The sequence below is a fragment of the Deltaproteobacteria bacterium genome, assembly GCA_030654105.1.
Classification (GTDB): Bacteria; Desulfobacterota; SM23-61; order SM23-61; family SM23-61; genus JAHJQK01.
In genome coordinates this window covers 1-25,130 of sequence record JAURYC010000253.1, presented here as the reverse complement: position 1 = coordinate 25,130, position 25,130 = coordinate 1, and the positions used below count along the sequence as shown (strand labels likewise).

General features: G+C 50.5%; 37 protein-coding genes and 2 pseudogenes. 1 reads left to right on the top strand and 38 read right to left on the bottom strand.

Features of this window, described 5'->3' with window-relative positions:
* Positions 1 to 1,908 (top strand): molybdopterin oxidoreductase family protein (locus Q7V48_10900; GenBank protein MDO9211234.1); only part of this gene is annotated, 1,908 nt, incomplete at its 5' end.
* 7 nt (positions 1,909 to 1,915) lie between these two features.
* Here the strand turns inward: Q7V48_10900 and lptD are convergent.
* The 38 genes and pseudogenes from lptD to tuf all read right to left on the bottom strand — a co-directional run bounded on the left by lptD (position 1,916) and on the right by tuf (position 25,130).
* Positions 1,916 to 4,024, bottom strand: coding sequence for an LPS assembly protein LptD (gene lptD / locus Q7V48_10895; GenBank protein MDO9211233.1), 2,109 nt, complete (start codon positions 4,022 to 4,024; stop codon positions 1,916 to 1,918).
* Entirely contained in the window at positions 4,021 to 5,394 is a 1,374-nt protein-coding gene (locus tag Q7V48_10890; GenBank protein ID MDO9211232.1) for a folylpolyglutamate synthase/dihydrofolate synthase family protein, read from the bottom strand. The genes lptD and Q7V48_10890 overlap by 4 nt, the downstream gene beginning before the upstream one ends.
* A gap of 3 nt (positions 5,395 to 5,397) precedes the next feature.
* Complete coding sequence (accD, locus tag Q7V48_10885; protein MDO9211231.1) at positions 5,398 to 6,213, bottom strand: acetyl-CoA carboxylase, carboxyltransferase subunit beta; 816 nt, start codon at positions 6,211 to 6,213, stop codon at positions 5,398 to 5,400.
* Positions 6,214 to 6,216: 3 nt separating this feature from the next.
* Positions 6,217 to 6,984 (bottom strand): 3',5'-cyclic-nucleotide phosphodiesterase, encoded by a 768-nt coding sequence (locus Q7V48_10880; protein MDO9211230.1) that lies wholly within the window; start codon positions 6,982 to 6,984, stop codon positions 6,217 to 6,219.
* A gap of 358 nt (positions 6,985 to 7,342) precedes the next feature.
* Positions 7,343 to 8,161 carry an ATP-binding cassette domain-containing protein gene (locus Q7V48_10875; protein MDO9211229.1) on the bottom strand — a complete coding sequence of 273 codons (819 nt, stop codon included), beginning with the start codon at positions 8,159 to 8,161 and terminating at the stop codon, positions 7,343 to 7,345.
* 88 nt (positions 8,162 to 8,249) lie between these two features.
* Complete coding sequence (locus Q7V48_10870) at positions 8,250 to 8,507, bottom strand: EF-Tu/IF-2/RF-3 family GTPase (GenBank protein MDO9211228.1); 258 nt, start codon at positions 8,505 to 8,507, stop codon at positions 8,250 to 8,252.
* A 121-nt stretch (positions 8,508 to 8,628) separates the two neighbouring features.
* Positions 8,629 to 9,474, bottom strand: coding sequence for an ATP-binding cassette domain-containing protein (locus Q7V48_10865; GenBank protein ID MDO9211227.1), 846 nt, complete (start codon positions 9,472 to 9,474; stop codon positions 8,629 to 8,631).
* Positions 9,475 to 9,637: 163 nt separating this feature from the next.
* Positions 9,638 to 9,991 (bottom strand): annotated as a pseudogene (rplQ, locus tag Q7V48_10860) (50S ribosomal protein L17).
* Between the two features lie 15 nt (positions 9,992 to 10,006).
* Positions 10,007 to 11,011 carry a DNA-directed RNA polymerase subunit alpha gene (locus tag Q7V48_10855; protein ID MDO9211226.1) on the bottom strand — a complete coding sequence of 335 codons (1,005 nt, stop codon included), beginning with the start codon at positions 11,009 to 11,011 and terminating at the stop codon, positions 10,007 to 10,009.
* A gap of 46 nt (positions 11,012 to 11,057) precedes the next feature.
* Positions 11,058 to 11,684, bottom strand: a complete 627-nt coding sequence (gene rpsD, locus Q7V48_10850) for a 30S ribosomal protein S4 (GenBank protein MDO9211225.1) — start codon at positions 11,682 to 11,684, stop codon at positions 11,058 to 11,060.
* Between the two features lie 38 nt (positions 11,685 to 11,722).
* The gene (gene rpsK, locus Q7V48_10845; protein ID MDO9211224.1) at positions 11,723 to 12,115 is read right to left on the bottom strand and encodes a 30S ribosomal protein S11; all 393 of its coding nucleotides are present in this window, start codon (positions 12,113 to 12,115) and stop codon (positions 11,723 to 11,725) included.
* Positions 12,116 to 12,129: 14 nt separating this feature from the next.
* Positions 12,130 to 12,501, bottom strand: coding sequence for a 30S ribosomal protein S13 (gene rpsM / locus Q7V48_10840; protein MDO9211223.1), 372 nt, complete (start codon positions 12,499 to 12,501; stop codon positions 12,130 to 12,132).
* Positions 12,502 to 12,525: 24 nt separating this feature from the next.
* Positions 12,526 to 12,639 (bottom strand): 50S ribosomal protein L36, encoded by a 114-nt coding sequence (gene rpmJ, locus Q7V48_10835; protein ID MDO9211222.1) that lies wholly within the window; start codon positions 12,637 to 12,639, stop codon positions 12,526 to 12,528.
* Positions 12,640 to 12,750: 111 nt separating this feature from the next.
* Complete coding sequence (gene infA, locus Q7V48_10830; protein ID MDO9211221.1) at positions 12,751 to 12,969, bottom strand: translation initiation factor IF-1; 219 nt, start codon at positions 12,967 to 12,969, stop codon at positions 12,751 to 12,753.
* Positions 12,970 to 13,027: 58 nt separating this feature from the next.
* Positions 13,028 to 13,807 (bottom strand): type I methionyl aminopeptidase, encoded by a 780-nt coding sequence (map, locus tag Q7V48_10825; GenBank protein ID MDO9211220.1) that lies wholly within the window; start codon positions 13,805 to 13,807, stop codon positions 13,028 to 13,030.
* An 8-nt stretch (positions 13,808 to 13,815) separates the two neighbouring features.
* On the bottom strand, positions 13,816 to 15,123 hold the full coding sequence (gene secY, locus Q7V48_10820) for a preprotein translocase subunit SecY (GenBank protein MDO9211219.1): 1,308 nt from the start codon (positions 15,121 to 15,123) through the stop codon (positions 13,816 to 13,818).
* A gap of 3 nt (positions 15,124 to 15,126) precedes the next feature.
* Entirely contained in the window at positions 15,127 to 15,567 is a 441-nt protein-coding gene (gene rplO / locus Q7V48_10815) for a 50S ribosomal protein L15 (GenBank protein MDO9211218.1), read from the bottom strand.
* A gap of 22 nt (positions 15,568 to 15,589) precedes the next feature.
* Positions 15,590 to 15,775 carry a 50S ribosomal protein L30 gene (gene rpmD, locus Q7V48_10810; protein ID MDO9211217.1) on the bottom strand — a complete coding sequence of 62 codons (186 nt, stop codon included), beginning with the start codon at positions 15,773 to 15,775 and terminating at the stop codon, positions 15,590 to 15,592.
* 63 nt (positions 15,776 to 15,838) lie between these two features.
* Positions 15,839 to 16,336: a 30S ribosomal protein S5 gene (gene rpsE, locus Q7V48_10805; protein MDO9211216.1), complete on the bottom strand. Its 498-nt coding sequence runs from the start codon at positions 16,334 to 16,336 to the stop codon at positions 15,839 to 15,841.
* 98 nt (positions 16,337 to 16,434) lie between these two features.
* Complete coding sequence (gene rplR / locus Q7V48_10800) at positions 16,435 to 16,800, bottom strand: 50S ribosomal protein L18 (protein MDO9211215.1); 366 nt, start codon at positions 16,798 to 16,800, stop codon at positions 16,435 to 16,437.
* A 95-nt stretch (positions 16,801 to 16,895) separates the two neighbouring features.
* Positions 16,896 to 17,435 carry a 50S ribosomal protein L6 gene (gene rplF, locus Q7V48_10795; protein ID MDO9211214.1) on the bottom strand — a complete coding sequence of 180 codons (540 nt, stop codon included), beginning with the start codon at positions 17,433 to 17,435 and terminating at the stop codon, positions 16,896 to 16,898.
* A 19-nt stretch (positions 17,436 to 17,454) separates the two neighbouring features.
* Positions 17,455 to 17,856: a 30S ribosomal protein S8 gene (rpsH, locus tag Q7V48_10790; protein ID MDO9211213.1), complete on the bottom strand. Its 402-nt coding sequence runs from the start codon at positions 17,854 to 17,856 to the stop codon at positions 17,455 to 17,457.
* A 28-nt stretch (positions 17,857 to 17,884) separates the two neighbouring features.
* Positions 17,885 to 18,070 (bottom strand): type Z 30S ribosomal protein S14, encoded by a 186-nt coding sequence (locus Q7V48_10785; protein ID MDO9211212.1) that lies wholly within the window; start codon positions 18,068 to 18,070, stop codon positions 17,885 to 17,887.
* Between the two features lie 110 nt (positions 18,071 to 18,180).
* Positions 18,181 to 18,720, bottom strand: a complete 540-nt coding sequence (gene rplE, locus Q7V48_10780; protein MDO9211211.1) for a 50S ribosomal protein L5 — start codon at positions 18,718 to 18,720, stop codon at positions 18,181 to 18,183.
* 13 nt (positions 18,721 to 18,733) lie between these two features.
* Positions 18,734 to 19,066 (bottom strand): 50S ribosomal protein L24, encoded by a 333-nt coding sequence (gene rplX, locus Q7V48_10775; protein ID MDO9211210.1) that lies wholly within the window; start codon positions 19,064 to 19,066, stop codon positions 18,734 to 18,736.
* A gap of 29 nt (positions 19,067 to 19,095) precedes the next feature.
* Positions 19,096 to 19,464 (bottom strand): 50S ribosomal protein L14, encoded by a 369-nt coding sequence (gene rplN, locus Q7V48_10770; GenBank protein MDO9211209.1) that lies wholly within the window; start codon positions 19,462 to 19,464, stop codon positions 19,096 to 19,098.
* A gap of 94 nt (positions 19,465 to 19,558) precedes the next feature.
* Positions 19,559 to 19,816 carry a 30S ribosomal protein S17 gene (gene rpsQ, locus Q7V48_10765; GenBank protein MDO9211208.1) on the bottom strand — a complete coding sequence of 86 codons (258 nt, stop codon included), beginning with the start codon at positions 19,814 to 19,816 and terminating at the stop codon, positions 19,559 to 19,561.
* Positions 19,817 to 19,826: 10 nt separating this feature from the next.
* Positions 19,827 to 20,033, bottom strand: coding sequence for a 50S ribosomal protein L29 (gene rpmC, locus Q7V48_10760; protein ID MDO9211207.1), 207 nt, complete (start codon positions 20,031 to 20,033; stop codon positions 19,827 to 19,829).
* Positions 20,020 to 20,445 (bottom strand): 50S ribosomal protein L16, encoded by a 426-nt coding sequence (rplP, locus tag Q7V48_10755; protein MDO9211206.1) that lies wholly within the window; start codon positions 20,443 to 20,445, stop codon positions 20,020 to 20,022. Before rplP ends, rpmC begins: the two co-directional genes overlap by 14 nt.
* Positions 20,446 to 20,463: 18 nt before the next feature.
* Positions 20,464 to 21,117 carry a 30S ribosomal protein S3 gene (rpsC, locus tag Q7V48_10750; protein ID MDO9211205.1) on the bottom strand — a complete coding sequence of 218 codons (654 nt, stop codon included), beginning with the start codon at positions 21,115 to 21,117 and terminating at the stop codon, positions 20,464 to 20,466.
* Positions 21,118 to 21,154: 37 nt separating this feature from the next.
* Positions 21,155 to 21,487, bottom strand: coding sequence for a 50S ribosomal protein L22 (rplV, locus tag Q7V48_10745; GenBank protein ID MDO9211204.1), 333 nt, complete (start codon positions 21,485 to 21,487; stop codon positions 21,155 to 21,157).
* 10 nt (positions 21,488 to 21,497) lie between these two features.
* Positions 21,498 to 21,794 carry a 30S ribosomal protein S19 gene (gene rpsS, locus Q7V48_10740; protein MDO9211203.1) on the bottom strand — a complete coding sequence of 99 codons (297 nt, stop codon included), beginning with the start codon at positions 21,792 to 21,794 and terminating at the stop codon, positions 21,498 to 21,500.
* A 73-nt stretch (positions 21,795 to 21,867) separates the two neighbouring features.
* Complete coding sequence (gene rplB / locus Q7V48_10735; protein ID MDO9211202.1) at positions 21,868 to 22,689, bottom strand: 50S ribosomal protein L2; 822 nt, start codon at positions 22,687 to 22,689, stop codon at positions 21,868 to 21,870.
* Between the two features lie 20 nt (positions 22,690 to 22,709).
* Positions 22,710 to 23,000 (bottom strand): 50S ribosomal protein L23, encoded by a 291-nt coding sequence (locus Q7V48_10730; GenBank protein MDO9211201.1) that lies wholly within the window; start codon positions 22,998 to 23,000, stop codon positions 22,710 to 22,712.
* Positions 22,997 to 23,620, bottom strand: a complete 624-nt coding sequence (gene rplD, locus Q7V48_10725) for a 50S ribosomal protein L4 (protein MDO9211200.1) — start codon at positions 23,618 to 23,620, stop codon at positions 22,997 to 22,999. Before rplD ends, Q7V48_10730 begins: the two co-directional genes overlap by 4 nt.
* A 19-nt stretch (positions 23,621 to 23,639) precedes the next feature.
* Positions 23,640 to 24,287, bottom strand: a complete 648-nt coding sequence (gene rplC / locus Q7V48_10720) for a 50S ribosomal protein L3 (GenBank protein MDO9211199.1) — start codon at positions 24,285 to 24,287, stop codon at positions 23,640 to 23,642.
* Between the two features lie 106 nt (positions 24,288 to 24,393).
* On the bottom strand, positions 24,394 to 24,702 hold the full coding sequence (gene rpsJ, locus Q7V48_10715) for a 30S ribosomal protein S10 (protein MDO9211198.1): 309 nt from the start codon (positions 24,700 to 24,702) through the stop codon (positions 24,394 to 24,396).
* 83 nt (positions 24,703 to 24,785) lie between these two features.
* Positions 24,786 to 25,130: pseudogene (gene tuf, locus Q7V48_10710) on the bottom strand (elongation factor Tu).

Here is a 25,130-nt window from a genome sequence, read left to right as displayed (position 1 = left end):
GGCGACCCGGAACATCCCTTCACCCGAGGCACCCTTTGTGGCAAGATGAACCGCTACCAGGACACGGTTCACTCGCCCCTGCGTCTAACCCGCCCCTTGTTGCGTACGAGCTATAAAGGATCCGGCGAGTTTCGCCCCATTTCCTGGCCAGAAGCTATTCAGCATATTGCCGAACGATGGAAAAAAGTCATCGTTCAATACGGGGCCGAAGCTATTCTTCCTTATTCCTACGCCGGCACCATGGGAATCATCCAGCGCAATGCCGGCCACCCCTTCTTTTACCGTTTGGGAGCTTCTCGCCTGGATCGCACCATCTGCGCCCCGGCGAAAGAGGCCGGGTGGAAAGCGGTCATGGGCAATACCGCAGCTCTTCATCCCGACGAAGTGGAAGAAAGTGACCTCGTGATTCTTTGGGGCATCAACGCCGTCGCCACGAACATCCACTTTCTCCACGGGGTCCGGGAGGCTAAGAAAAGGGGGGCTTCGGTTTGGCTCATTGAAACGTACGCGACCCGAACCTCTGCCCTGGCGGATCGGACCTTTCTGGTCCGTCCCGGAAGCGATGGTGCTCTGGCCCTGGGATTGATGCACCTGTTACTTCGCGAGAACCTCGTCGATCAAGAATTTTTGTCAACTTTCGTTCAGGGGTTTGAGGAATTAAAAACGAGAATTCTCCCCGATTTCCCGCCGGAAAGGGTCAGCGGCCTTACGGGCCTTTCCGTTGAAGACCTCAAATTTATGGCCCTTGCCTTCGGGAGGGCCAGAGCTCCTTTCATTCGGGTGGGGGCAGGGCTTTCCCGGTACGCGAACGGGGCCATGAACGTACGATCGATCGTCTGCCTGCCTGCTTTGGTTGGAGCCTGGAAAAAGAAGGGGGGAGGATGTTTTGTGGGCACTAGCACGGGCGGGGCCTTCCCCATGGGGGAAATCCTGCGGGAGGACTTCATGGTAAAAAAAACCCGCATCGTCAACATGAACCAGTTGGGAAGCGTCCTAAACCAAATCGATGACCCTCCCATCAAAAGCCTTTACGTCTACCACTCCAACCCCGCTGCCGTTACCCCTGACCAGAATCAGGTATTGAAGGGGTTGGCCCGGGAGGATCTTTTCACGGTTGTTCATGAAAGATTCATGACCGACACTGCTCGTTTCGCCGATATTGTTTTGCCTTCCACATCTTCCCTGGAACATGCTGATCTATATCGGTCTTATGGAACTTATTGCATCCAGCAGGCAGAAGCCATTATCTCCCCAGTGGGAGAGAGCAAATCCAATAGGGAGGTTTTCAGCCTCCTATCCGCGGCCATGGGTTTCACCGAGCCCTCCTTCCGCCAAACCGCTGAAGAGCTTATCAAATATATCCTTTCCCTCCCCAGCCCTATGCGGGAAGGCATCGATCAAGAAGCTTTCGCCGCCGGGAAGGCGGTGGAAATTCGCCTCCCTGCCCATGCCAGGACCCAATACAAGACTCCTTCAGGGAAAATTGAAATATTGAATCCCGCCGAGCCTCATCCTTTACCCCTTTATATTCCCCCTTACGCCGGCGATTTTCCGTTTCGATTGATGACGGCCCCCAGCCTCTATGCTTTGAACTCTTCTTTTCGGGAGCGGGAAGATCTCCGCCAAAAAGAGAAGGCTATGTTTCTCCGCATGAACCCGGCGGATGCCCAGGCCAAAAACCTCAAAGATGGCGAGGCAGTCATCGCCTTCAACGAATGGGGCGAAGTCTCCTTTGTTTTGCAGGCAACCCCTAAAGTCCCTGCCGGTATCGTGGTAGCCGAAGGAGTGTGGTGGCTGGGTCACTGCCCCAGTTCCAGGTCCGTTAATGCCCTAACCTCTCAACGGCTAACGGACCGGGGTGCAGGATCAACTTTCTATGACAACACGGTTGATATTAGGCGAGGCTAACTCCAACTCAGCGCATCCCGACCGGAGTCACCCCCGCTATGGTAAACATCACCATAGCCTTCTTCTCGGCTGGCTGGCCGGCAATGCCAGGCCTTTCCGTATAAGACAACTCTACGCTCCAACACTGGTGGCGGTAATGTAAACCGTACACAGTTTCCAAGGTCTGCCGGTCCAACCGGGAATAACGCTTTCCATAGGAAACATCCAAAGAGGGTAAAATGCGGATTCTAAGATTTCCATTGATCTGGTCTTGGGTTCCCGCGGCCCAGGTGTATTCCAGGTGTAATCCGTCACCCCGGAAATCGCTAAAGTCCGCTGAGGTATAAGAACTAAGGAAGCGGTTCTTATTGGGGTCGTAAGCGGTGATATTCTCGACGTTTATATATTGTAACAATTTAACTCTTGCCTCGGCGTTGATCAGGCCGAAGGGCCGGCGTGGCTCGCTGCCAGAGCTTACATCTCGATTCACCTCGAATAGGTTGTAGGTTTGACTTAATTTGAAATAGGCGAATTCGTGATAACGGGTCTTTCCTGGTTCTTCCTCAACTTTTCCGATCAAGCGCTGGGTGATTCCGTAGGTAATGGCGTTAGACTTGGGCACAGGCGTATCATAATTGGGAATCTGCTGCTGATCCACATCCGGAACATAAGTATAGGTGATTTCGGGGCGGATCAGGTGTTTCAACATAGGAACTCTTTTGGATCCAGTATCAAAGATGCGGAGAATTTCTGTAGCCACCGTGGTTTTGAAATCCCATAATGCTCGACTATGAGATTCGTCGGTTGCGTCCCCGCTGCGATATATTGTCTCCCGGGCTCCTAAATCGGGGGTGATCTCAAAAAATCCCCACCTCAGGGGAAGAGACAGGCGAGGATAAAGGTCCATCCGGTGGCCGGTCACTCCTTGTTCCCGCCAAAAATAACCGTAGGAAGAATCCATACTGAAATAGAAAGGGGAGCCCAAGATCGGCTGTCTAACTCCCCTGAAATTGACTGCAGGGTAATTCTGGAGAGTGGTTTTGTCCTCCTGCCTTAAATCAACGGTATTCCGTGCCTCTCCAAAAAGGCTGAACCGCTCCCAGTTCTTGGTCAAGGAGATGAACGAATAGGCCTGTTCGCTGGATCGGTCCTCATAGGCCAAGCCGTAATCTTTGAAGTATTGGCGGTCGCTGAACCCCCTGAGCCATGTCTTGGCGAAAAACGTCTGACTAAAATACTCTTCATGTTGCAGGTCCAAATTCCAGCGGTCGGGCTTGCGGTCTAATTGTTCGGTTCGCTTTTGCCGGTATTGCTCCGTTTCCCGGATATGATACCCGTAAAAGATTCCTTTGCTTTCTCTCTGGCGAACGTACCGATATTCTACCCCTTCCCCCACACCCCGAATCGTGGCCAAGTCAAGGTAAAAGGTAGCATCCATATTTTCCGCAATGGCCCAAAAATAAGCATTATCCAATTCCGCCCCACCGGTATTGGAATAAGTTATCCGGGGGATCAGAAAGCCTGATTGCCGCTTGGTCTTCACGGGAAAGATCAGATAAGGCGAATAAAATAATGGAATATTTTTCACTTGAAAGGTAGCCCCCCATACGGAGGCATATTCTTCCAGCGTCACCAGGGTTTCCCTTCCCGTGAAACGCCAGGCCGGCCAATCCCCTTCACAGGTCGTGAAACTTCCTCCTCGAACCCTGTACGTATCTTCCCCCACTCTCTCGATTTCTTCCCCCCGGAGGTAAAAATTTTGTTTCTTCAAGAAAAGAGACCCCTGGATGATAATCCCCAGGCTGGTTTCCAGATTGATTTTCATCCTTTCACCGCGCAGGACGTCTTCCCCCTGAACGAGGATCACGTTGCCGATGGCCTCGGCCTCGTTAGTTCTGGCATTCAAGAATACCCGATCAGCGGCAAGCTTGCGGTTTCCCTCCCATACTTCCACCTTCCCCTCCGCTACATAAGAGTCTTCCGTTCTATCATAAGCAATATGGTCCGCCTGCACCCGGATGGGGCCGCTGGAGGTTTCCGGCTTCTCTAAAAAGGACACCTGCGCGTCGGCTTGGGGAAGAAAAGCAAGAAAAAGAAAGAATAGGATGGAAAGGGAGTAAACCAAGGAATAAATCAAGAGAGAACCATGCCCTTTTTGGCCAAATGAGCCCGGGCTTCCCCTACCGTGAAAAGAGATCCGGAAACGAGAACCAAATCATCGCCACAGGCCACAGTTAGGGCGTGATCAAGGGCTTGACCTACGTCGGCGATTTCGGTAGCCGGTTTCTGAAAAGCAGAAGCCTGCTGACGCAAGTACTCCAGGGAGGCAGCCCGGTCCATTTTCGGCCGAGTAAGAATCAAAAAGTCGGCCAGTGGAACCAGGTTGGTCATCATTTTGGCAATATCCTTATCCGCCATGATGCCCATGACCAGAATGAGCCGGCGCCGCTGAAATCCCTCCTGCAAAGCTTTTTTCAATACCCGGGTGGCTCCCGGATTGTGAGCTCCGTCCAAGAGAATCCTGGGATTTTGTCCGATCAGTTCCAACCTCCCTGGCCATCTCACCTGGGCAACACCCCGTCGGATTTGATCTTCTTCGATGGTAAACCCGGATTCCATTAACACTTCAACTGCTGCCAACGCTAAGGAGGCATTGACCACTTGATGGCTACCGGTTAATCCCAAGCGCAGACCCGCCCAATGATGCGATCGTCCTTTAAAATCGATAACCTGAGGGGCTTGCCGCCTAGCCGTAAAGTCTTCTCCCCAAACGTAGAAGGGGGAACCAAGATCTTGACACCTTTGGCGCAAGAGAGTAATCACGCGGGGTTGGTGGGCTGAAGTAAGTAAAGGCCGCTTCGGCTTAATGATTCCCGCTTTTTCGGCGGCAATTTGCATCAACGTTTTTCCCAGGTACTGCTGGTGTTCCAAAGAAATAGGGGTAATCAGGGAAAGCAGAGGATCGATCACGTTCGTGGCATCCAACCTTCCTCCTAAACCTGTCTCCAGTACGACCACCTCCGCTTTGGCCTCGCGGAAATAGAGAAAGGCCATGGCCGTGGCGAATTCGAAAAAGGTGATCGTGGCTTTTTCGGCGTCAAATTCTTTAGGCCGGGGTTGGGAATTCGGAGCCAGGCAAAGTTCTCCCTTTTGGATCAGTCTCTCGACGACTTCCCGGATATATTCCGTCAATTGGACTACCTTTTCCGAGGAAATGGGAATCCCATCGACCTGGATTCTCTCGCTGAAGTCGACCAGATGGGGAGAGGTATACAGGCCTACCCTCATGCCGGATTGCCGTAATACCGAAGTTAGAAAAACTGCCGTAGAACCTTTTCCATTGGAACCGGCGATATGAATGGCCGGCAATCCCCTATGAGGGTTACCCAAATGGCTGAGCAAGGCCGTGATATTGGTAAGGCCCAGTTTGATCCCAAACCGCTGCAATCCGAAAAGGTAATCCAGGGTCTGCTGGTAACCTTTTTTAAATTCTCCTTTCCTCTGCATCTGTTATGCTTCTTTCTCCCGTATTTTCTGCTTGCGCAATAAAGAAAGGAGGGTAGCTAAAACCTTCTTCATCTCCTTCCGTTCAACGATCAGGTCGATCATTCCCCGTTCCATAAGGTATTCTGATCGCTGAAATCCTGGGGGCAATTTTTGCTTGATTGTCTGTTCAATCACCCGCTGGCCGGCAAATCCGATAATCGCTTTGGGTTCGGCCAGAATAATATCTCCCAACATGGCAAAACTCGCGGATACCCCGCCGGTCGTAGGATCCGTTAGAAAGGAAATGTACGGCAGGCCCTTTTCTTTTAGCCGGGCTAAGGCCGCACTGGTCTTGGCCATCTGCATCAAGGAAAGGATTCCCTCCTGCATGCGCGCCCCCCCCGAAGAACAAAAAATGACAACCCCCCAATCAGCAGCCATTGCCTTTTCCACCAGGCGGGCAATTTTCTCACCCACCACGGATCCCATGGAGCCCCCCATGAATTCAAAGTTCATCACCCCAATCATGATGGGCTGCCTTAAGATCGTCCCTTTCCCGCAGACGATCGCTTCTTTGGCCTGGGTTTTTTGCTGACTTTCCAAAATTCTTTCTTCATACTTCATCCGATCCTTAAATCGTAGGGGATCCAGGGATTCCAATTCCGCATCGATCTCCACAAAGCTTCCTTCGTCCAAAACTAAGGAGAGCCGCTCAGCCGTGGAAATGCGAAAATGGTAATTACATTTGGGGCAAACCTGGAGGTTACGTTCTACCTCTTTACGGTAGAGCATTTCCCGGCAAGCATTGCACTGAATCCATTGCTGATTGGTCTCTTCCATAACCTAAAACTGATAACGCTCCCCTTGCCGCAAAAAGGAAATCTTGGGGTAGCCAATCTGGCGGACCTCCTTCTTTAACAAGGACAAATACTGGGGCTTCATGTGCGCCAGGAGGATGGGAATGCCTTTACGGCGAAGTTTCTTCAATTCCCTCTTGAGCATCAGCGGAGTCATGTGGCCGCTACTTTCCGCTACGGCCCTTAACTTATTGGGAAACGAAGTCTCTACCATCACTGCCTTCAAGTCCTCGAGGTCATTGGCCTCTTCCCAGATTCGTTCCGTTGGTCCGGTGTCTCCGGTGTAAAGAATGGCGCTTCGACCTTTGCGAATGATGTAGCCAACGGCCCGGACCGTGTGGTTCACAGGAATGGCCCGGATCGTGAATTCTTGCAAGGGAACGTCCACTTCCGGATCGATGGAAGTAAATTTTAGCACTGGAAATTCTACTGTAGGCAGGACCGTGAAATCTGGCCATAGAGCGTCGTTGAAAAGATGGGATTTGATACTTTCAATGATCTGCCCGGTGCTGATAATGTTGACCGGTTGATGGAAGCGCTCCTCTACCAGGTTTGCCGCTAAAAAAGGGATATCTTTGATATGGTCAAGATGGGTGTGGGTGACCAGGATGTAAGAAAGTCGGCGCTGTTCCGGAAGACGGAGCACGGATGTCACCGCTCCTGCGTCCAATAGTAATTTTCCGTCTACCGCAAAGCTGCAAAATCGGTATCCGGGTAGCTCCCCCCCGTAACAGCCGAGAACTCTGATCTCCATCAAAGCTCCTTTTCCACAGATTTTTTCTTGCTTGTTCCCCGCCGTCCATAAAAACAAAAAGTACCGGCAGCTGTCGACTCGCATAGTAAATTTTTAATTTCATACCATAGGTTGCCGATATTATCAACTTCAATTTCCCCTTCCCTCCCTCATTTTTCACGAATCCATCACTGCCCTGTCTTTATGAGGAGGATGATTCATAAGCAAATTAAGAAGCTAATTTGCTTGAAGTAAATTATAAACAAAATGGTCGCATTTGCCTCGGTTGACGTTTATTCAGGCCTACAAACGAAAAAGCCATGAGTAGAGGCAAGGCTCATGGCTTCCAGGAGCGGGGACAAACAGAGTTGCTCCTTTTTCAATTACCTTTCAAAATTCCCCTCGCCCTAGCCGGGCTTTTTCTTATTATTTGGTCTAAGATGGGTATAGCCTCCTCTACCCGATAAATTCCTTCAGGGATGTCCCATCCTTCCGCACGAAGGTTGCGGCATAAGCGATAAACCGGAGAGACCAAGAAGGTCAGTTTATCGTTCTCCAGCAGGAAAGAAAATACCTCAGGCGGCGAACCGGCAGTTAAAACTTTCCCTTTCTCCAAAACAATTAGCCGGTTGACGATTTCCAGAAGATCTTCCACCCCGTGGGAAACAATGACCACGGTCTTTCCGGAACGGTGGAGATGGTCAATCTCTTTTAGGATTTCCCTCTTGCTGGGTCCATCCAAACCGACGGTAGGCTCGTCCAAAATGAGCAGGCGTGGTTCCTGGACTAAAATACCGGCCAGGGCGGTTCGTCTCATTTCTCCACTGCTTAGCTCAAAGGGGGACCGTCGACGAAAATCCTCATAATCCAACCCTACGACCGCACAGGCCGACTTCACCCGCTGTTCAATTTGTTCAGCCGCAAGAATTTTACGCTGGCGTAAAACGAAGGAAATATCATCAAAAACGGTCTCTTCAAAAAGCTGATGTTCCGGATATTGAAAGACAAGCCCTACGCGTTGCCGCAGTTTAACCCCTGAGGTTCCGGGCCGGTTAATTTCAACTCCTTCAACCCATATCTTCCCTGAAGAAGGTTTTAATAGTCCGTTAAAATGCTGCACCAGCGTTGTCTTCCCCGAACCCGTCTCCCCGACAATCCCTACACATTCCCCTTCTTCAATCTGCAGGGAAACCTCCACCAAGGCTTTTCTTTCTAAAGGAGTCCCCTGATTGTAAATATGGCTTAGCCTTTCGACAAAAATGATGGGCTGAAGAATGCTTTTCTCCTTATTCCACGATCTTCCAGATTACATCTTTTTCACGGACGCGATCTTTTACTTTGATCCCGATCAAATGCCCGGCTTCAGCTTTCTCCACGGGCTGGTTCTCGATTTGCATGGACTGAATTTGATCTTCAAAATCTGTAGTATGCCCCTTGATTTTTATCCGGTCTCCAACCTTAAGGGTCCCCTCTGTAACCTTAATTGCTGCAACGCTGGCCTTGGAAAAGAACTTAATTACTTCCCCCACTTTTTGTTCAGGCATTTTTCGCCTCCTTTCTTCAAGCGGCACTCACCGCTTGAAAAGATTTTCTTCAATTTCCTTAAGGTTCTTGGGAAATTATATGGGTGACCTCACAAGGGTGTCAAGGAAAATCGGATATAGACTATGATTGCGGATTGGGGATTGCGGATTGGGGATTGCCAAGCAGGAATTCCTTCAACTCATCCAGGGAGCGTACATCATTAGGAATCAAATGTCCCCGTTCACGCAACTTTTGGATAAGTTCCAAAATAGGGGGAAGTGCTATTCTCAGAGAATCATCCAATAAACCCTTATCAAAAAAATCATCCCATGTTCCGTAAAAGGAAACACGGCCATTATCAAGATACAAAAATTCTTGGGCACTTAGAGCCTCTTCGAAAGAATGGGTAATATGCAGCAGGGTTCTTCCTCCTTGGCGGTGGATTTTGGTGAAAAGATCCAGCATCTCTTTCCGATCCTGTAAATCTAACATGGAAGTGGGCTCATCCAGGACGAGAATTTCACTCTCCATAGCCAACACCCCGGCCAAAACCACTTTTTGCTGCTGCCCACCGGACAAGAGATGGGGGGGATGAAAGCGATAATCCTCCATATCTACCAACCGTAGGCTATCCTGGACGAGCCGGGCCATGGTGGAAGGGTCCATTCCTCTATTTTCCAAAGCAAAGGCCACGTCTTCTTCCACCACGGAGGCAACGATCTGGTTTTCCGGATTGGAAAAAACGTACCCCACTCGAGGTGAAATTTCCCCCGGCCTCAAGGGTTGGCCGGCGATGAAAACCTGGCCGGAAGAAGGCGAGAGCAAGCCTTTGATCATTTTCCCCAGGGTGCTCTTTCCAGCTCCGTTCGGGCCCATCAGAGCCACATAACGCCCCTTGGGAATCAGAAGATTGAACCCCTCAAATACGAGCTTCGGCGAATCTTTGCGGCAGGGATAATAAAAAGTAGCTTCCCGAACCTCGATCATCTTTTTTCCATAAAAAAAAGGCCAGACCAAGTCTCGCCTTTTTTTCTCTCTTTTTTTACGCCCTGGACGCCGGAGCTTCCGGTTTCGTTGCTTCGGTCGGCCCTTTTTCCTTCCGGCGTCTTTTGCCCATCCTGCGCTTTTTCAGGCCCTTGGCTTCCTTACCTTCCGTAACCAATTCCACAATAGATACCGGGGCGCCATCCCCCGACCGAAAACCCAATTTAACGATCCGGGTATACCCTCCATTGCGGGACTGGTAACGCGGGGAAATCGTATCAAACAACTTGCGGACTACTTCGGCTTTGCGCACAACCGTCAAAACCTGACGCCGGGCATGAAGGTCTCCTCTTTTTCCCAATCCGATCATTTTTTCAGCCAAAGGGCGAAGCTCTTTGGCTTTGGCATCTGTCGTTTTTACTTTCTCATGCTCTAACAGGGAAGTAACCAAGTTGCGAAGCATGGCCCAACGGTGGCTTGTGGTCCGGCCCAATTTTCTTCCAGCAATTCGATGACGCATTTTAACGTTCCTTCTTTAGGCTTCTTTTTCCGGCTTCTGCATTTCGGAAGGAGGCCAATTTTCCAACTTCATCCCTAAGTTCAATCCCATTTCCGTAAGAATCTCCTTGATCTCATTCAAAGACTTTCTACCAAAATTTTTGGTTTTCAGCATTTCCGCCTCTGTCTTTTGCACCAGATCCCCAATGAATCGGATATCGGCATTCTTCAGACAATTGGCTGAACGCACGGAAAGTTCAAGTTCATCCACACTCTTGAACAGATTTTCATTGATTTTGGAGGCCTCTTCCACCTCGGGCGGTTTGGGAATGGCATCCCCTTCATCGAAATTGATAAATACACTGACCTGATCTTTCAGAATTTTGGCGGCGTAGCCAATGGCGTCCGCAGGGGCTAACCCTCCATGGGTCCAAATCTCCAGAGTGAGGCGGTCATAATCCGTAATCTGGCCTACGCGAGAATGAGTAACCGTGTAATTTACTTTGCGAATCGGGGAAAAAAGAGCATCAACGGGAATTGTGCCGATAGGCTGTCCTTCTTCCCGATTCCGTTCGGCAGGTACATATCCCCTTCCCCGCTTGACCACCATCTCGATTTCTAATTCTCCATCTTCGGAGAGCGCAGCTATGGGATGGGTCGGGTTTAAAATTTGCACGTTGGCATTCGCCTGGATATCCTGGGTTTTCACCACTCCGGGTTTGTTGACCTTCAAGCGTAGGATTTCCGGGCCATCGGAGTGTAGTTTAACCAATATTTCTTTTATGTTCAGAATGATATCGGTAACGTCCTCGCGAACTCCCGGAAGGGTGGAAAACTCATGTAGAACCCCTTTGATGCGCACGGCTGTGATGGCCGCTCCCTGAAGGAAAGAGAGCAGAATTCGGCGCAAGGAATTTCCGATGGTGATGCCAAACCCGCGTTCCAGAGGCTCAACATGAAAACGTCCGTAGGTGGGGCTGAGGGTTTCCTGTTCTGCTTCAATGGCCTTCGGTTTTATCAGGGTTTGCCAATTTCTATACATAGGTATGAACTCCTTGATCTCGAATTCGACTGAAATCTTCGAAGGGTTATTTGGAATAAAGTTCCACGATCAATTGTTCTTTGATGGGCATGGTCAAATCCTCACGGCTAGGTAAAGCCGAAATCCGCCCCCGGTAATGCTCCTTATCCAGCTCCAACCAAGAGGGAATTCCTCGTCTGGCCACTCCCTCCAATGAATCGTTGATCTTGGCACTCTTGCGACTCTTTTCCCTCAATTCAATTACATCTCCGATTTTGACTAAATAGGAAGGGATGCTCACTTTACGTCCGTTGACATTAAAGTGATTGTGTTGAACCAATTGACGGGCTTCATTCCGCGAGTTGGCAAATCCCAGACGGTAGACCATATTGTCTAGGCGCCTCTCTAAAAAAATGAGGAGGTTGGTTCCGGTAATCCCTTTTTGTTTTTCCGCTTTGGCGAAAAAATTCCGAAACTGTTTTTCAACCAAGCCATACATTCGCTTGACTTTTTGCTTTTCCCGAAGCTGAACGCCGTAACTGGAAAATTTTGACCGGCCTTGACCATGCTGTCCCGGCGGGTAACTCCGCCGTTCGAAGGCGCATTTATCGGAATAACACCGGTCCCCTTTTAAATAAAGCTTCAAATTCTCCCGCCGGCATAACCGGCAAACCGACTCAATATATCGCGCCAAAGTAGGCCTCCTCTTTTATGTCCATCCCATTCCGGGGTTCACACCCGCCGTCTTTTGGGCGGCCGACAGCCATTGTGGGGGATGGGAGTGACATCCCGGATGAGGTCGATTCGAAATCCCGCAGCCTGCAAAGACCGTAAAGCTGCTTCGCGTCCTGCCCCCGGGCCTTTGACGTAGATTTCGATGGTCTTCACTCCTTGCTCCATTGCTCTTTTGGCGGCCTGTTCGGCGGCAAGTTGGGCGGCAAAAGGAGTACTCTTGCGCGACCCCTTAAACCCCACGCTACCCGCACTAGCCCAGGCAATGACATTTCCACTCACGTCGGTAATCGTCACGATCGTATTATTAAAAGTAGATTGGATATGGGCGACGCCGTTCTGAATATTCCGCCGCTCCTTCTTTTTCGCCCCTGAACTCTTTACTGGCGGCATTCTTCCTCCTTTATCTATCTCTTCTTCCCGCCCATCAGGCGCCGAGGTCCTTTACGGGTGCGGGCATTGGTATGGGTGCGCTGGCCTCGCACAGGCAACGAGCGTCGATGGCGAAGACCCCGGTAAGCCCCCAAGTCCATCAGTCGTTTGATGTTCATGGAAACTTCTCGCCGCAAATCCCCTTCGATTTTCAAGTTGCTCTTGTCGATGGCCTCACGGATTTTAGCTACTTCTACGTCGGTCAATTGGTCGGTCTTGCGTTGAAAGTCAACCTGGGCTTGTTCTAAAAGCTTGCGAGCCGTAGAGCGGCCGATGCCGTGAATGTAGGTCAGAGCAATTTCTACAATTTTATTTCGGGGAAGATCAATTCCTGCAATGCGCGCCACACCTACCTCCTTTTTCCTTTCTTCTTATCCTTGCCTTTGTTTGTGCCGGGTATTCTGGCAGATCACCCGCACGACGCCTTTCCGTTTTACGACCTTACATTTGTCACATATTCGCCGCACGGAAGCCCTTACTTTCATCTTTCTTTCCTTCCCATGGCCCTCGGTGACTGGTTCCTTTGTTTGGCCATCCGATTCTCTTACCCGAGTCCCCTTGGAATCCCGCCTTTGTTCCAACCGGGGAAACCCGTCTTACTTCGCCCGGTAAATAATCCGCCCCCGGTTGAGGTCGTAAGGGGAAAGTTCCACTGTCACCTTATCACCAGCTAATATTTTTATGAAATGCATGCGCATCTTGCCGGAGATGTGCGCCAGCACGCGGTGACCGTTTTCCAACTCTACCCGAAACATGGCGTTGGGGAGGGTTTCGATCACCGTTCCTCCGACCTCAATGACGTCTTCTTTGGACATCTCCGATTATTCCTTAAGCCAAAGGGCCTTCACCCTTGGGGGTTGTATCTTGGCCAATTCAAAGTTTGCTTAAAATGGCCGGCCCATTCTCCGTTACGGCTACGGAATGTTCAAAGTGAGCCGAAAGACTTCTGTCTTTCGTTACAGCCGTCCATCCGTCTTCTCGAATCATCACTTCGCAACCTCCGGCGTTGATCATGGGCTCAATGGCCAGGGTCATCCCGGGCTTCAGGCGTACCCCGCGCCCGGGAATTCCAAAATTGGGGACCTGGGGTTTTTCATGTAAATGCTTGCCAATCCCATGTCCAACAAAATCTCGCACAACCGAAAAACCATGGGATTCTACATGCCTCTGAATCGCGGCGGATATATCCATGAGGCGATTTTCCGGCCGGGCCTGATCGATGGCTAGATACAAAGCCTCCTCCGTTACCCGTAGCAATTGCTCAGCCTCTGTTGAAATACTTCCGATGGGTAAGGTTATGGCGGCATCCCCATAAAAGCCATCATAGATGGCCCCGAAATCTAAGCTCAGAATGTCTCCTTCCTTCAGAACTCGATTCGAGGGAATCCCGTGTACGACTTCTTCATTTACCGAGGTACATAGGGCCGCCGGGTATCCGTTATATCCCTTAAAGGCCGAGTGGGCTTTCAACTTGGCCAGCAGGGCCTCGGCCAACTCATCCAATTCCCGCGTTGTGACCCCGGGCCGAGCCGATGTTTTTATCTCCGCCAAAATCTCCGCTACAATCTGATTGCTGCGCCGCATTTTTTCGATTTCTTGCGGAGATTTCAAGATGATTCTTTCATCTTCCGGAAGAGGATCCAAGAGCCCCATCTTCCTCCCTATCTTCTCCCCTTAATCCGCCCTCGCTTCATGAATCCTTCATAATGGCGCATCAACATATGGGATTCGATCTGCCCCACGGTATCCAGGGCCACCCCCACAACGATTAACAAAGCCGTTCCCCCAAAATAGAAAGGCACGTTAAACTTGGTAATCAAGATGGAAGGTAGAACGCAGACCGTCGAGACATAAATGGCCCCGCTGAAAGTGATTCGGGTTAAAACCCGGTCTACAAATTCTGCCGTCTTCTTTCCCGGGCGAATCCCTGGAATGTACCCGCCATACTTGCGCATATTGTCGGCCACATCTGTTGGATTAAAGGTAACGGCGGTATAAAAATAGCAGAAGAAAAAGATGAAGCCCACGTAAATGAGCTCATAGATCAAGGATCCGGGCGCGAGTTGGGCAGAAACGGCCTTCATCCACGGGTGGTCCACGAAACTGGCGATGGTTGCCGGAAACATAATAATGGAAGAAGCAAAAATAGGAGGAATGACTCCGGCGGTATTGACCTTCAAGGGCAGATGGGTACTCTGTCCCCCATACATTTTTCGGCCGACGATGCGCTTGGCATATTGGACAGGAATCCGCCGTTGCCCCCTTTCCACGTAAATAATCGCCCCGACCACTGCTACCATCAGAACGATCAAGAAAAGGGTGATCAGGATACCCATCTCACCCGTGCGGATCAGACGGGCGCTATTGCTGATCGCGGTAGGCAAGCGGGCTATGATGCCAGCAAAAATGATCAGAGAAATCCCATTGCCAATTCCTCTTTCGGTAATCTGCTCCCCCAACCACATGATAAAAGCTGTACCGGCCGTCAAGGTAATCATGGTCATCAAACGGAAGGCCCACCCCGGATCCATGACCACCAACTCTCCGCCCGGCCCGGTCATATGCTCTAGCCCAACACTGATGCCAAATCCTTGGATCAGGCTTAAAAGGACTGTGCCATACCGGGTGTATTGGGTAATTTTTTTTCGCCCTGCCTCTCCTTCCTTGGAAAGCCTTTCCAAATGAGGAACTACCACAGTGAGGAGCTGCAAGATGATCGATGAACTGATATACGGCATGATTCCCAGGGCGAATACCGAAAGCCGCTCGAAGGCCCCTCCCGAAAACATATCGATAAAGCTAAAGAGAGTTCCTTTGGCCTGCGCGAAGAAGGCTGATAAAGCTATGGTATCGATGCCCGGTGTGGGAACGTGCACCCCGATGCGGTAAACCGCCAACAGCAGGAGCGTGATAATGATTCGGCGCTTCAGCTCCGGAATTTTAGGAATATTCTGGAATCCCTGGAACAACCTTTAGAGAACCTCCGTCTTTCCTCCAGCAGTCTCAATCTTATTCTTTGCGGCTAAGCTGAAATGATGCGCGCGCACGGTCAAAGGATAGGCAATGGACCCTTCGCCTAATACCTTTACTCCCCATTGAACCTTTTTTACCAATCCCGAAGCTACCAGAGCGGCAACATCCACTACTGTTCCGGCTGGAAAACGGGCCAAATCTCGAAGGTTAACAATGGTGTATTCTTTACGGAAGGGATTCTTGAAACCGCGTTTGGGAAGGCGCCGCTGCATCGGCATCTGGCCTCCCTCAAACCCTCGGGAAACTTTTCCGCCAGAACGAGCTTTCTGACCTTTATGGCCGCGGGTGGAAGTTCCTCCATGTCCCGATCCTTCCCCTCGCCCGATTCTCTTCTTCTTTTTTGTGGCTCCTTGCGGAGGCTTTAAATTGTTCAGCTTCATCTTTCGATCCTTTTTCGATCCTTCAACTTTCGATAACTCGCACTAAATGAGAAACTTTACGGATCATTCCCCGGATGGCTGGTGTATCTTTAAGCTTTACTGTTCTTTGCAGCTTCGTCAAACCCAAGCCTCTCAAGGTCTTACGCTGGGTTTCTGGTTGGCTGATTCCGCTCCGCACCAATTGCACCTGGATTACTTTTTCTTCCATATTCCATCCTTCCCAGAAGGTTGCGTATCTGCTTCTGGCGTTGCCCATGAATCGCCCGCGGGGCTAAAGGATCTCGGCAACTACTTTCCCTCGTTTGGCTGCGATGACCTCGGGCGTCTTCAGCATGCGCAGGCCTTCAATGGTTGCCTTGATCACATTGTGGGGATTTCGCGAACCCAGGCATTTCGTCAGAATGTTGACAATTCCGACTGATTCCAACACCGCTCTTACGGCTCCTCCGGCAATAACCCCTGTTCCTTCGGAGGCGGGTTTTAAAAGTACGCGAGCTGCCCCAAACCGTCCGACCACTTCGTAGAAAATTGACCCCCGGACCAGGGGAACTTCAACCAAGTTCTTTTTGGCTTTGTCAATTCCTTTGCGAATCGCTTCGGGAACTTCGTTCGCCTTGCCCAGCCCGAAACCGACGACTCCCTTGCCATTCCCCACCACGACCAGGGCGCTGAAGCTAAATCGTCTACCACCTTTGACGACTTTGGCAACGCGGTTAATATGGACTACGCGGTCGACAAGCTCATGTTCTTCTGGGTTAATTTGCGCCAATGAACTTCCTCCCTGTAAAAAAGCGTTCAGCGATCAGCCGTCAGCCAGAACTTTTTTTCTCTCCTGCTGTTTGCTGAACGCTAATAACCGATAGCTATTTAAAAATCTAACCCTTGCTCGCGCGCCGCATCGGCCAAGGCCTTCACCCGACCGTGGTATAAAAACCCATTGCGGTCGAAAACAACTTTCTGAACCTGCTTGGCCAAGGCCTTGGCGGCAATCAAAGTGCCGACTCGCCGGGCCATTTCCACTTTTTTCCTGCCCCGTTCTATTCCCCGCAACTCCGAATCTTGCGAAGAAGCTGCGACCAAGGTTTGCCCCCGTAAATCATCGATTAGCTGCGCGTAAATATGCCGGGAACTTTTAAATACACAGAGCCGGGGGCGCTCCGGGGTGCCCCGTACTTTCGAACTTACTCGTTTCTTTCTTCGCCTGCGCGCTGTCTCTTTCTCTTTTCTTAACACACCATTTTCCTCACGAATAGTGTCAGTGTCAGTGTGAGTGGGAGTCTGAGTTAATTTCATCTAACTGACACTCACACTTACACTAATCACTCATTTTACCCCACGGCGGTCTTGCCAGCTTTGCGCCGGATGACCTCTTCCGCATACTTGATCCCTTTTCCCCCGTATGGCTCCGGGGGACGGAGGCCGCGAATTTTTGCTGCCGTCAATCCCAACAGATGCTTGTCCGACCCCCTCAAGGTAATGCGATTCTGACGTTCCACATCCGCTTTAATCCCTTCGGGGAGGGGAAACCGAATTGGATGGGAATATCCAAGGTTGAAATTTAAAGCACTCCCCTGTAACTCCACCCGGTAGCCTACGCCATTAATTTCCAGCACTCGCTCAAACCCCTGACTTACCCCTTTTACCATGTTGGCGATCAAGGTACGGGTAAGTCCCTGCAGAGCTTTTCCTTTCTTAAGGTCTTCCGGGGGGTGAACCCATATTTTATCCTGCTCCACCGCCAGTTCCACCCCTCCGGCCAATTTTTGACTCAGATTTCCCTTGGGGCCTGATACTTTTATGAAAGGCCTTTCCAACACGACCTTCACCCCCGGGGGAAGGGGAATAGGTTTTTTTCCGATTCGCGACATGGTCTTCTCCCTCGAAATCTTACCAGACCGAACAGAGCAGTTCCCCGCCCACGTTCATCTTCCTTGCTTCTTTATCCGTGAGAACTCCCTTGGAGGTGGAAAGAATGGAAATCCCAAGGCCTCGGAGCACAGGGGGGATTTCGTTCTTTGGTACATACCTCCGCAGTCCGGGTCGGCTGATGATTTTTAATCCGCTGATAATCTGCCTTTTCGTCTCTCCCTCATACTTCAAGTAGATCCGCAAGGTTCCCTGGTTTCCATCTTTGATAACTTTATAATTTTTAATATAGCCTTCGTCTTTGAGAATGCGGGCTACATGGGCTTTAAGGTTCGAAGTCGGGACGTCAACTTTCTCGTGCTTCGCCTTATTGGCATTTCGCAGGCGCGTCAGCATATCTGCTAAGGGGTCGGTCATCCCCATCTCTTTTTTCCTCCCTGAATGAAGTCCTCTACCAGCTTGATTTGATAACGCCGGGAACCTCTCCTCGCGAGGCCAGATTGCGAAAACAGATCCGACACAAATCGAACTTGCGGTAATATCCCCTCGGCCGCCCGCAAACTGGACAGCGGTGGTAAGCCCGTACCCTAAATTTTGGTTTCCTTTTAGCTTTTACAACCAAGGCAGTCTTGGCCACAGCCGATCCTTTCTCCTATTCGATGGGACACAGATTTTTCGCAGAAAAAACGGATAAAAATTATTTCAATCCTGCAAATCTGCGTTTATCCGCGTCCGATAAAATTTCCTTTAATTCCGAAACGGCATCCCCAATAGGCGGAGCAATCCCTTCCCTTCTTCATCCGTTTTGGCGGTGGTAACAATGGCAATGTTCAACCCTTTTACTTTGTCAATTTTGTCAAAAATGATTTCAGGGAAAATGATCTGTTCCCGGATCCCCAAAGCATAGTTCCCCCGTCCATCAAAGGCTTTTCCGGAAACTCCTCGGAAATCTCTTACCCGCGGCAGGGCAACGTTCACAAGTTTATCGAAAAACTCGAGCATACGATTCCGGCGCAGAGTTACCATCGCACCAATGGGCATACCCTCTCGGAGCTTATAGGTCGCTATGGAGCGTTTGGCTTTGGTAATGACGGCCTTTTGCCCAGAGATAAGGTTCAACTCTTCTACCGCTGGATCCAGTATTTTGATATTTTGAACCGCTTCCCCCAGTCCCATGTTGAGAATAATCTTTTCCAGCTTCGGGACTTGCATTACGTTCTTGTATCCGAATGTTTTCATTAACTGGGGAACGACGTCCTTCAAATAAATCTCTTGCAATCGGGTCATGATAGCCAGTCCCCTAAGTCCTTTCGATCAGCTCGCCACACTTTTTGCACACCAGGGCCTTTTTCTTGTTTTCCAATAATCGCTTCCCCGTCCGCACACCTTGGTTGCACTTGGGACATAATAACAAAACATTGGAGATATGAATCGGGGCTTCTTTCTGAATAATTCCCCCCTGACGGGTCTTGCCCGAAGGCCGGGAATGGCGCTTGACGAAGTTAACCTTTTCCACTATCACCCGATTCTTCTTGGGAAGAACTCTCAGAATTTTGCCGCTCTTGCCCTTCTCCTTCCCGGCAACAACCAAAACCATGTCATTCTTCCTTACATGAAACTTGATGGGTTCCATCGAAAACCTCTACTGACGATTCCCCTGATTCAAAGTACTTCCGGAGCCAAGGAAATAATTTTCATAAATTTTTTTGCCCGCAATTCTCGAGCCACCGGTCCAAAAATTCGGGTCCCTACCGGATCGTTTTGGGGGGTGATCAAAACCGCGGAATTGTCGTCAAATTTAATGTAGCTGCCGTCCAGGCGTCGAACTTCCTTCACGGTGCGGACGATCACCGCCCGCATTACATCCCCCTTTTTGACTTTGGAGTTGGGAATGGCTTCTTTCACGGAAACGATGATCACATCTCCCAAACTGGCGTATCTCCGCCTTGTTCCTCCCAAAACTTTGATACAGTAGAGTTTCTTGGCTCCCGAATTATCAGCCGCTTCTAATAAGGTTTGCATTTGAATCATGACGATACCCTTAACAATTTACTTTTCTTTAAGTTGCAACTGCTTTGTCGCCCTTTAACGAACCTCTAACGGATGGCCGAAGGTGAGGTGTAAATTATTGCGCTTTTTCTAAAATTTGCTTCACCCGCCAGCGTTTCTCCCTGCTCAGAGGGCGAGTCTCCATCATCAGGACCCGATCGCCAATCCGACACTCGTTTTTCTCGTCATGGGCTTTATAGTGAGCTCTCTTGCGGGTGTACTTCTGATACAGGGGGTGCTTGACCAATCTCTGAACCTGAACCACGACCGTCTTGTCCATTCGGTCCCCCACCACCGTCCCCACCCTCGTCTTACGAATCCCTCTCTCCTTCATTCTTTCTTCCTCATACGGCCTTGGCTTGGGCCGAGATCTTCTCGCCTAAAATAGTCTTGACTCGGGCTAAGTCTTTACGCACCTGGGGCAAACGGTCTGTATTTTCAAGTTGCCCGGTAGCATGCTGAAATTTTAAATTGAATAATTCGGTAATTAAATCCAGCTCTTTTTGACGGAGCTCCGCTTCGCTCAAATCCCTAAGTTCACGCGCTTTCACTGGCTTCCTCCCGGGCGACAAATTTTGTGGCCAGAGGCAATTTATGAGCCGCCAGACGAAACGCCTGGAGAGCCGTTTCGCGGGTTACCCCTTCCATTTCATACAAGATCCTTCCTGGCTTGATTACCGCAACCCAATCTTCCGGTGCCCCTTTTCCCTTCCCCATCCGGGTTTCCGCCGGTTTTTTGGTAATAGGTTTATCAGGAAAAATACGAATCCATATTTTGCCGCCTCGTTTGATATGACGAGTCATGGCCACTCGGGCGGCTTCGATCTGCCGGGTGGTCAGCCAACCGCATTCACTGGCCTGCAGAGCGTAATCGCCAAAGTTTAAGTGATTCCCCCGGGAAGCCATCCCTTTTCTCCGCCCTTTCTGTTGCTTGCGGTATTTCACTTTTTTAGGTGCTAACATATTCTCATCGGCTCCTTACTACATCGACTCTTTCCGTCCACGGGTAACCGGAAGCACTTCTCCTTTATAAATCCAAACCTTAATCCCGATCGCCCCATAGGTCGTTCGCGCTTCTGTAAACCCATAATCAATATCCGCCCGCAAGGTATGGAGAGGGACCCGGCCCTCGCGATACCACTCCGCCCGAGCAATCTCCGCCCCTCCCAGCCTCCCCGAACAGGCGATTTTAATCCCTTGGGCCCCAAATTTCATCGAGGCCGTGACACTTTTTTTCATTGCCCGCCGGAAAGCCACCCGCCGTTCGAGTTGTAATGCTACATTTTCAGCAACGAGTTGAGCATCCACTTCTGTCCGTCGAACTTCCTGGATGTTGATAGAAATTTCCCGCTGGACCATTTTTTGGATTTCTCTCTGGAGCTTCTCAATCTCCGCCCCTTTTTGTCCGATGATGATCCCCGGACGGGCTGCGCGAATGGCGATCTTGGCGCGGTTGCCGGTGCGTTCGATCTCTACTTTGGAAATGCCCGCATGGTAAAGTTTTCCTTTAATGTACCGACGAAGGAGAATATCCTCTTGAAGGAATTTGGAATACATTTTCTCCGCGTACCATCGAGAATCCCAGGTTTTCACGATCCCCAGGCGTAACCCTATGGGATTTACCTTCTGGCCCAACGTTCAACCTCCTTTTCTCTTCTTTAATAAATTTTTCTTATGGCTCACTCAACACTACGGTAATGTGACAAGTGCGTTTGCGAATCTTGCCGGCCCGCCCCCTAGGCATAGGGCGGAAGCGCTTCAGGGTCGGCCCCTGGTTGACAAATATGGTCTTGATCAAGAGCGTATCCACATCGATCGATTTATTCTGCCTGGCATTCGCCAGGGCGGAACGCACCACTTTGGAAACGACTTTGGCACCTGTCTTGGGAGTGAAAGAGAGGATATTCAGGGCTTCTTCCACCCTCTTTCCCCGGACGAGGTCGGCGCTCAACCGTACTTTGCGCGGCGAGACACGAAGATGTTTGGCTATCGCTTGGGTTTCCATCCTTCCTCCTTCAGGCTGGTTTCGGTGCCGTCTTCAACTTGGTTTTGCGGTCACCCGAATGGCCGAAAAAGATACGGGTGGGCGAAAATTCTCCTAACTTATGCCCGACCATATTTTCCGTAATAAATACCGGGATAAACTTCTTGCCATTATGGACGGCAAAGGTCTGCCCGACCATTTCTGGAGTAATGGTGGACCGCCTGGACCAAGTTTTGATGACCTTTCGGTTATTCGTCCGGATGGCTTCTTCCACCTTTTTCCTTAATTTAGGATCCACATAGAATCCTTTGCGAATCGATCGTCCCACCCTTGACTCCTTTAAAGTTCAGGGTTCAGAGTTCAAGAATCATTTTTTTACTCCGAACTCAAAGCCTCTGAACTTATTTCCTCCGTTTGATGATAAATTTATCCGTCGCCTTATTTTGCCGAGTCTTATACCCTCGCGTAGGGACTCCCCAAGGAGTGACCGGATGCCTCCCGCCAGAACTTTTTCCTTCTCCACCCCCCAGGGGATGATCTACTGGGTTCATGGCAACCCCGCGGACCCGAGGACTCCGGCCCAGCCACCTGGTGCGGCCAGCCTTTCCCAGGGAAATATTTTCGTGATCCAGATTGCCCACTTGTCCCACAGTAGCATAACATCCCAAATGGACCAGCCGGACTTCCCCCGAGGGGAGTTTGACATGGGCATACTTTCCTTCTTTGGCCATTAGTTGTCCGGAGGATCCCGCACTGCGAATAATCTGGGCTCCTTTGCCCCGCTTGAGTTCCACATTATGGATTAAAGTACCCAAGGGAATATTCTTCAGCGGCAAAGCATTGCCCGGCTTGATGTCGGCACTTTCACCAGCCATTACCGTCTCCCCAACTTTTAAAGAATGAGGAGATAGAATGTATCGTTTTTCTCCATCGGCGTAATGGAGCAGGGCAATGCGCGCCGAGCGATTCGGATCATATTCGATCGTTGCCACGCGCGCGGGAATATCAATCTTTTCCCGCTGGAAATCGATCTGCCGATAGCGACGCTTGTGCCCACCGCCAATATAGCGGCTGGTAATCCTCCCATAGGTATTCCTTCCTCCACTCTTCTTTAACGGGAGAAGCAATCTTTTTTCTGGCCGCCGCCGGGAGATTTCTTCAAAATCTGATACGGTCTGGAACCTTCTTCCCGGCGATGTCGGCTTATAGCTTTTGATCGGCATGCGCAACCTTTCTTTTTCTTTTACACCCCTTCAAAGAATTCGATACGGTCCCCTTCTTTCAGAGTAACGATGGCTTTTTTCCAATCAGACTTCCAGCCGAAAAACTTTCCCGTGCGTTTCCGTTTTCCCACCAAATTCATGGTATGTACGCGCCGAACTCTTACCTTAAATAGTTTTTCGACCGCCTGGCGGATTTCGATCTTGGTGGCTTTGGGGTCGACCACGAAGGCAATTTGATTCCCTTCCTCTTTTTGACGGTTACTTTTTTCCGTGATCAAGGGCCTTTTAATAACTTGATGGGCTTCTCTCATGGACGCAATTTCCTTTCCACCTTCTCCAAGCTGGACCGCAAAAAAACCAGGTATTCGTGTCTGAGAATGTCGTGTACGTTTAATCCCTCACACTCAATCACCTGGATTCCCCGAACATTACGGGAAGATTTTTCCAATATTTGATCCCGACCATCGAGGACAATCAGCGCGTCCTTGACTCCCAAGGTCTTCAGGGCAGCCATGAATCTTTTGGTTTTAGCTTCCTCTAAGTCAAGGCGTTCCAGAACGAGCAATTTCTCTTCTCGAAATTTACCAGAGAGCACGGAGCAAAGGGCAGCCCGGCGCACTTTTTTAGGCAGTTGGAAGGAATAGTCTCGGGGGTGCGGCCCAAAAATTGTCCCCCCTCCCCGCCACAGAGGGGATCGCGTAGAACCCGCCCGCGCCCTACCGGTACCCTTTTGCTTCCATGGTTTCCGTCCTCCACCACGGACCAAAGAACGTTCTTTGGTGGACGCCGTCCCGCTCCGGCGGCAAGCCAGTTGCATGCGTACCACATCATATACCAAATGGGGTTTCTCCGGTTCATTCAGAAGATGATCCCCCACCTCTATCTCTGAAGTTTTTTGACGATGAATGTCAATGATATCCACTCTCACCATATTCGCTCCATCCCAGGATTCAACCCGTGACCTTGGGTTGTTTTTTCTTGGCCTTACGGATCAGCAGCAAGCCCCGTGAGCCACCCGGCACTGCTCCTTTTATCAAAAGCAAATTTTGCCGTGGCCGGACATCCACCACCTCCAGGTTTTGCAAGGTAACCCTTTGGTTCCCGGTATGTCCTCCCATCTTCTGCCCTGGCCAGACCCGGGAGGGGTAAGAGCTCGCTCCAATGGATCCAGGAGCTCGGTGAAACATGGAACCGTGGGTAGCCGGGCCTCCGCGAAATCCCCAGCGCTTCACCACTCCCATAAAACCTTTTCCCTTGGATATCCCCGTTACATCCACCAGGTCGCCCACCTTGAATTCTTCAACAGTGATCACCTGTCCAACTTGGTAGGGGCTCACCTCGGGAACCTGAAACTCTCTCAGATGATGGACAGCAGCAACTTGCGCCTTGGCGCAATGCCCCTGAAGGGGTTTTTTCACTCGCTTCTTGCCCCGCTCCTCGAATCCCAATTGCAGGGCGGCGTATTTTTCTTTCAAAGGCGTTTTTACCTGGACGACTGGACAAGGCCCAGCCTCTATGACCGTTACCGGAACCACCCCTCCGTCTTCATGAAAGATCTGGGTCATTCCTAATTTTTTTCCTATGATTCCCTTCAACATTTTCACGATCCTTAGAATCGCTTTTAGCGGTCGGCGATCAGCATTCCGTAATTAAAAATTGGGGTTGAAACATCCTGTTTGCTGAAACCCGATAGCTGAAAGCTGCTTACAATTTAATCTCTACATCTACCCCTGCAGCCAGGTCAAGCTTCATTAGGGCATCTATCGTCTGCTGGGTTGGCTCGAGAATGTCCAAGAGGCGCTTGTGGGTCCGGATCTCGAATTGCTCTCGAGATTTCTTGTCCACGTGGGGAGAACGAAGTACGCAGAATTTATTAATCGACGTGGGCAAAGGAATCGGCCCGGCCACACGGGCACCCGTGCGCTTGGCCGTGTCCACAATTTCCTTGGTGGACTGGTCGAGCAGTCTGTGGTCGTAAGCTTTCAATCGAATCCGTATCTTTTGACTATTGATCACCATTCTTCATTTCTCGCTTATATTTTGGTTCTCCTAAGATTTTTCCTTATTTCGATCCTGCAGAGCATATCCTTAATAGATTATTCGATGATTTCGGCGATGACTCCGGCACCTACCGTCCGACCCCCCTCCCGAATCGCAAACCGTAACTCCTTCTCCATCGCAATCGGCGTAATCAACTGCACCTCATACCCCACACTGTCCCCTGGCATCACCATCTCCACCCCTTCCGGCAACGTCACCACCCCCGTCACATCCGTCGTCCGAAAATAAAACTGCGGCCGCTACCCATTAAAAAACGGCGTGTGCCGACCCCCCTCCTCCTTCGCCAACACATACACCGACCCCTTAAACTTCGTGTGCGGCGTGATACTCCCAGGCCTCGCCACCACCTGCCCACGCTCCACCTCATCCCGCTTCGTCCC

Excerpts from the sequence above, each read along its gene's own strand:
- Q7V48_10855 (MDO9211226.1), bottom strand. The coding sequence starts at position 11,011 with ATGTATAGAAATTGGCAAACCCTGATAAAACCGAAGGCCATTGAAGCA.
- rplO (MDO9211218.1), bottom strand. The coding sequence starts at position 15,567 with ATGAAGCTGAACAATTTAAAGCCTCCGCAAGGAGCCACAAAAAAGAAG.
- rpsK (MDO9211224.1), bottom strand. The coding sequence starts at position 12,115 with ATGCCGCCAGTAAAGAGTTCAGGGGCGAAAAAGAAGGAGCGGCGGAAT.
- rpsH (MDO9211213.1), bottom strand. The coding sequence starts at position 17,856 with ATGGGGATGACCGACCCCTTAGCAGATATGCTGACGCGCCTGCGAAAT.
- rplX (MDO9211210.1), bottom strand. The coding sequence starts at position 19,066 with ATGGAACCCATCAAGTTTCATGTAAGGAAGAATGACATGGTTTTGGTT.
- map (MDO9211220.1), bottom strand. The coding sequence starts at position 13,807 with ATGGGGCTCTTGGATCCTCTTCCGGAAGATGAAAGAATCATCTTGAAA.
- rpmJ (MDO9211222.1), bottom strand. The coding sequence starts at position 12,639 with ATGAAAGTAAGGGCTTCCGTGCGGCGAATATGTGACAAATGTAAGGTC.
- rplF (MDO9211214.1), bottom strand. The coding sequence starts at position 17,435 with ATGTCGCGAATCGGAAAAAAACCTATTCCCCTTCCCCCGGGGGTGAAG.
- rplP (MDO9211206.1), bottom strand. The coding sequence starts at position 20,445 with ATGTTAGCACCTAAAAAAGTGAAATACCGCAAGCAACAGAAAGGGCGG.
- rplD (MDO9211200.1), bottom strand. The coding sequence starts at position 23,620 with ATGGTGAGAGTGGATATCATTGACATTCATCGTCAAAAAACTTCAGAG.
- Q7V48_10730 (MDO9211201.1), bottom strand. The coding sequence starts at position 23,000 with ATGAGAGAAGCCCATCAAGTTATTAAAAGGCCCTTGATCACGGAAAAA.
- Q7V48_10865 (MDO9211227.1), bottom strand. The coding sequence starts at position 9,474 with ATGATCGAGGTTCGGGAAGCTACTTTTTATTATCCCTGCCGCAAAGAT.
- rplV (MDO9211204.1), bottom strand. The coding sequence starts at position 21,487 with ATGGAAACCCAAGCGATAGCCAAACATCTTCGTGTCTCGCCGCGCAAA.
- rplN (MDO9211209.1), bottom strand. The coding sequence starts at position 19,464 with ATGATTCAAATGCAAACCTTATTAGAAGCGGCTGATAATTCGGGAGCC.
- Q7V48_10890 (MDO9211232.1), bottom strand. The coding sequence starts at position 5,394 with ATGCAGAGGAAAGGAGAATTTAAAAAAGGTTACCAGCAGACCCTGGAT.
- rpsQ (MDO9211208.1), bottom strand. The coding sequence starts at position 19,816 with ATGAAGGAGAGAGGGATTCGTAAGACGAGGGTGGGGACGGTGGTGGGG.
- rpmD (MDO9211217.1), bottom strand. The coding sequence starts at position 15,775 with ATGGAAGAAAAAGTAATCCAGGTGCAATTGGTGCGGAGCGGAATCAGC.
- Q7V48_10870 (MDO9211228.1), bottom strand. The coding sequence starts at position 8,507 with ATGCCTGAACAAAAAGTGGGGGAAGTAATTAAGTTCTTTTCCAAGGCC.
- rplE (MDO9211211.1), bottom strand. The coding sequence starts at position 18,720 with ATGACCCGATTGCAAGAGATTTATTTGAAGGACGTCGTTCCCCAGTTA.
- Q7V48_10880 (MDO9211230.1), bottom strand. The coding sequence starts at position 6,984 with ATGGAGATCAGAGTTCTCGGCTGTTACGGGGGGGAGCTACCCGGATAC.
- rplB (MDO9211202.1), bottom strand. The coding sequence starts at position 22,689 with ATGCCGATCAAAAGCTATAAGCCGACATCGCCGGGAAGAAGGTTCCAG.
- accD (MDO9211231.1), bottom strand. The coding sequence starts at position 6,213 with ATGGAAGAGACCAATCAGCAATGGATTCAGTGCAATGCTTGCCGGGAA.
- rplC (MDO9211199.1), bottom strand. The coding sequence starts at position 24,287 with ATGTTGAAGGGAATCATAGGAAAAAAATTAGGAATGACCCAGATCTTT.
- infA (MDO9211221.1), bottom strand. The coding sequence starts at position 12,969 with ATGTCCAAAGAAGACGTCATTGAGGTCGGAGGAACGGTGATCGAAACC.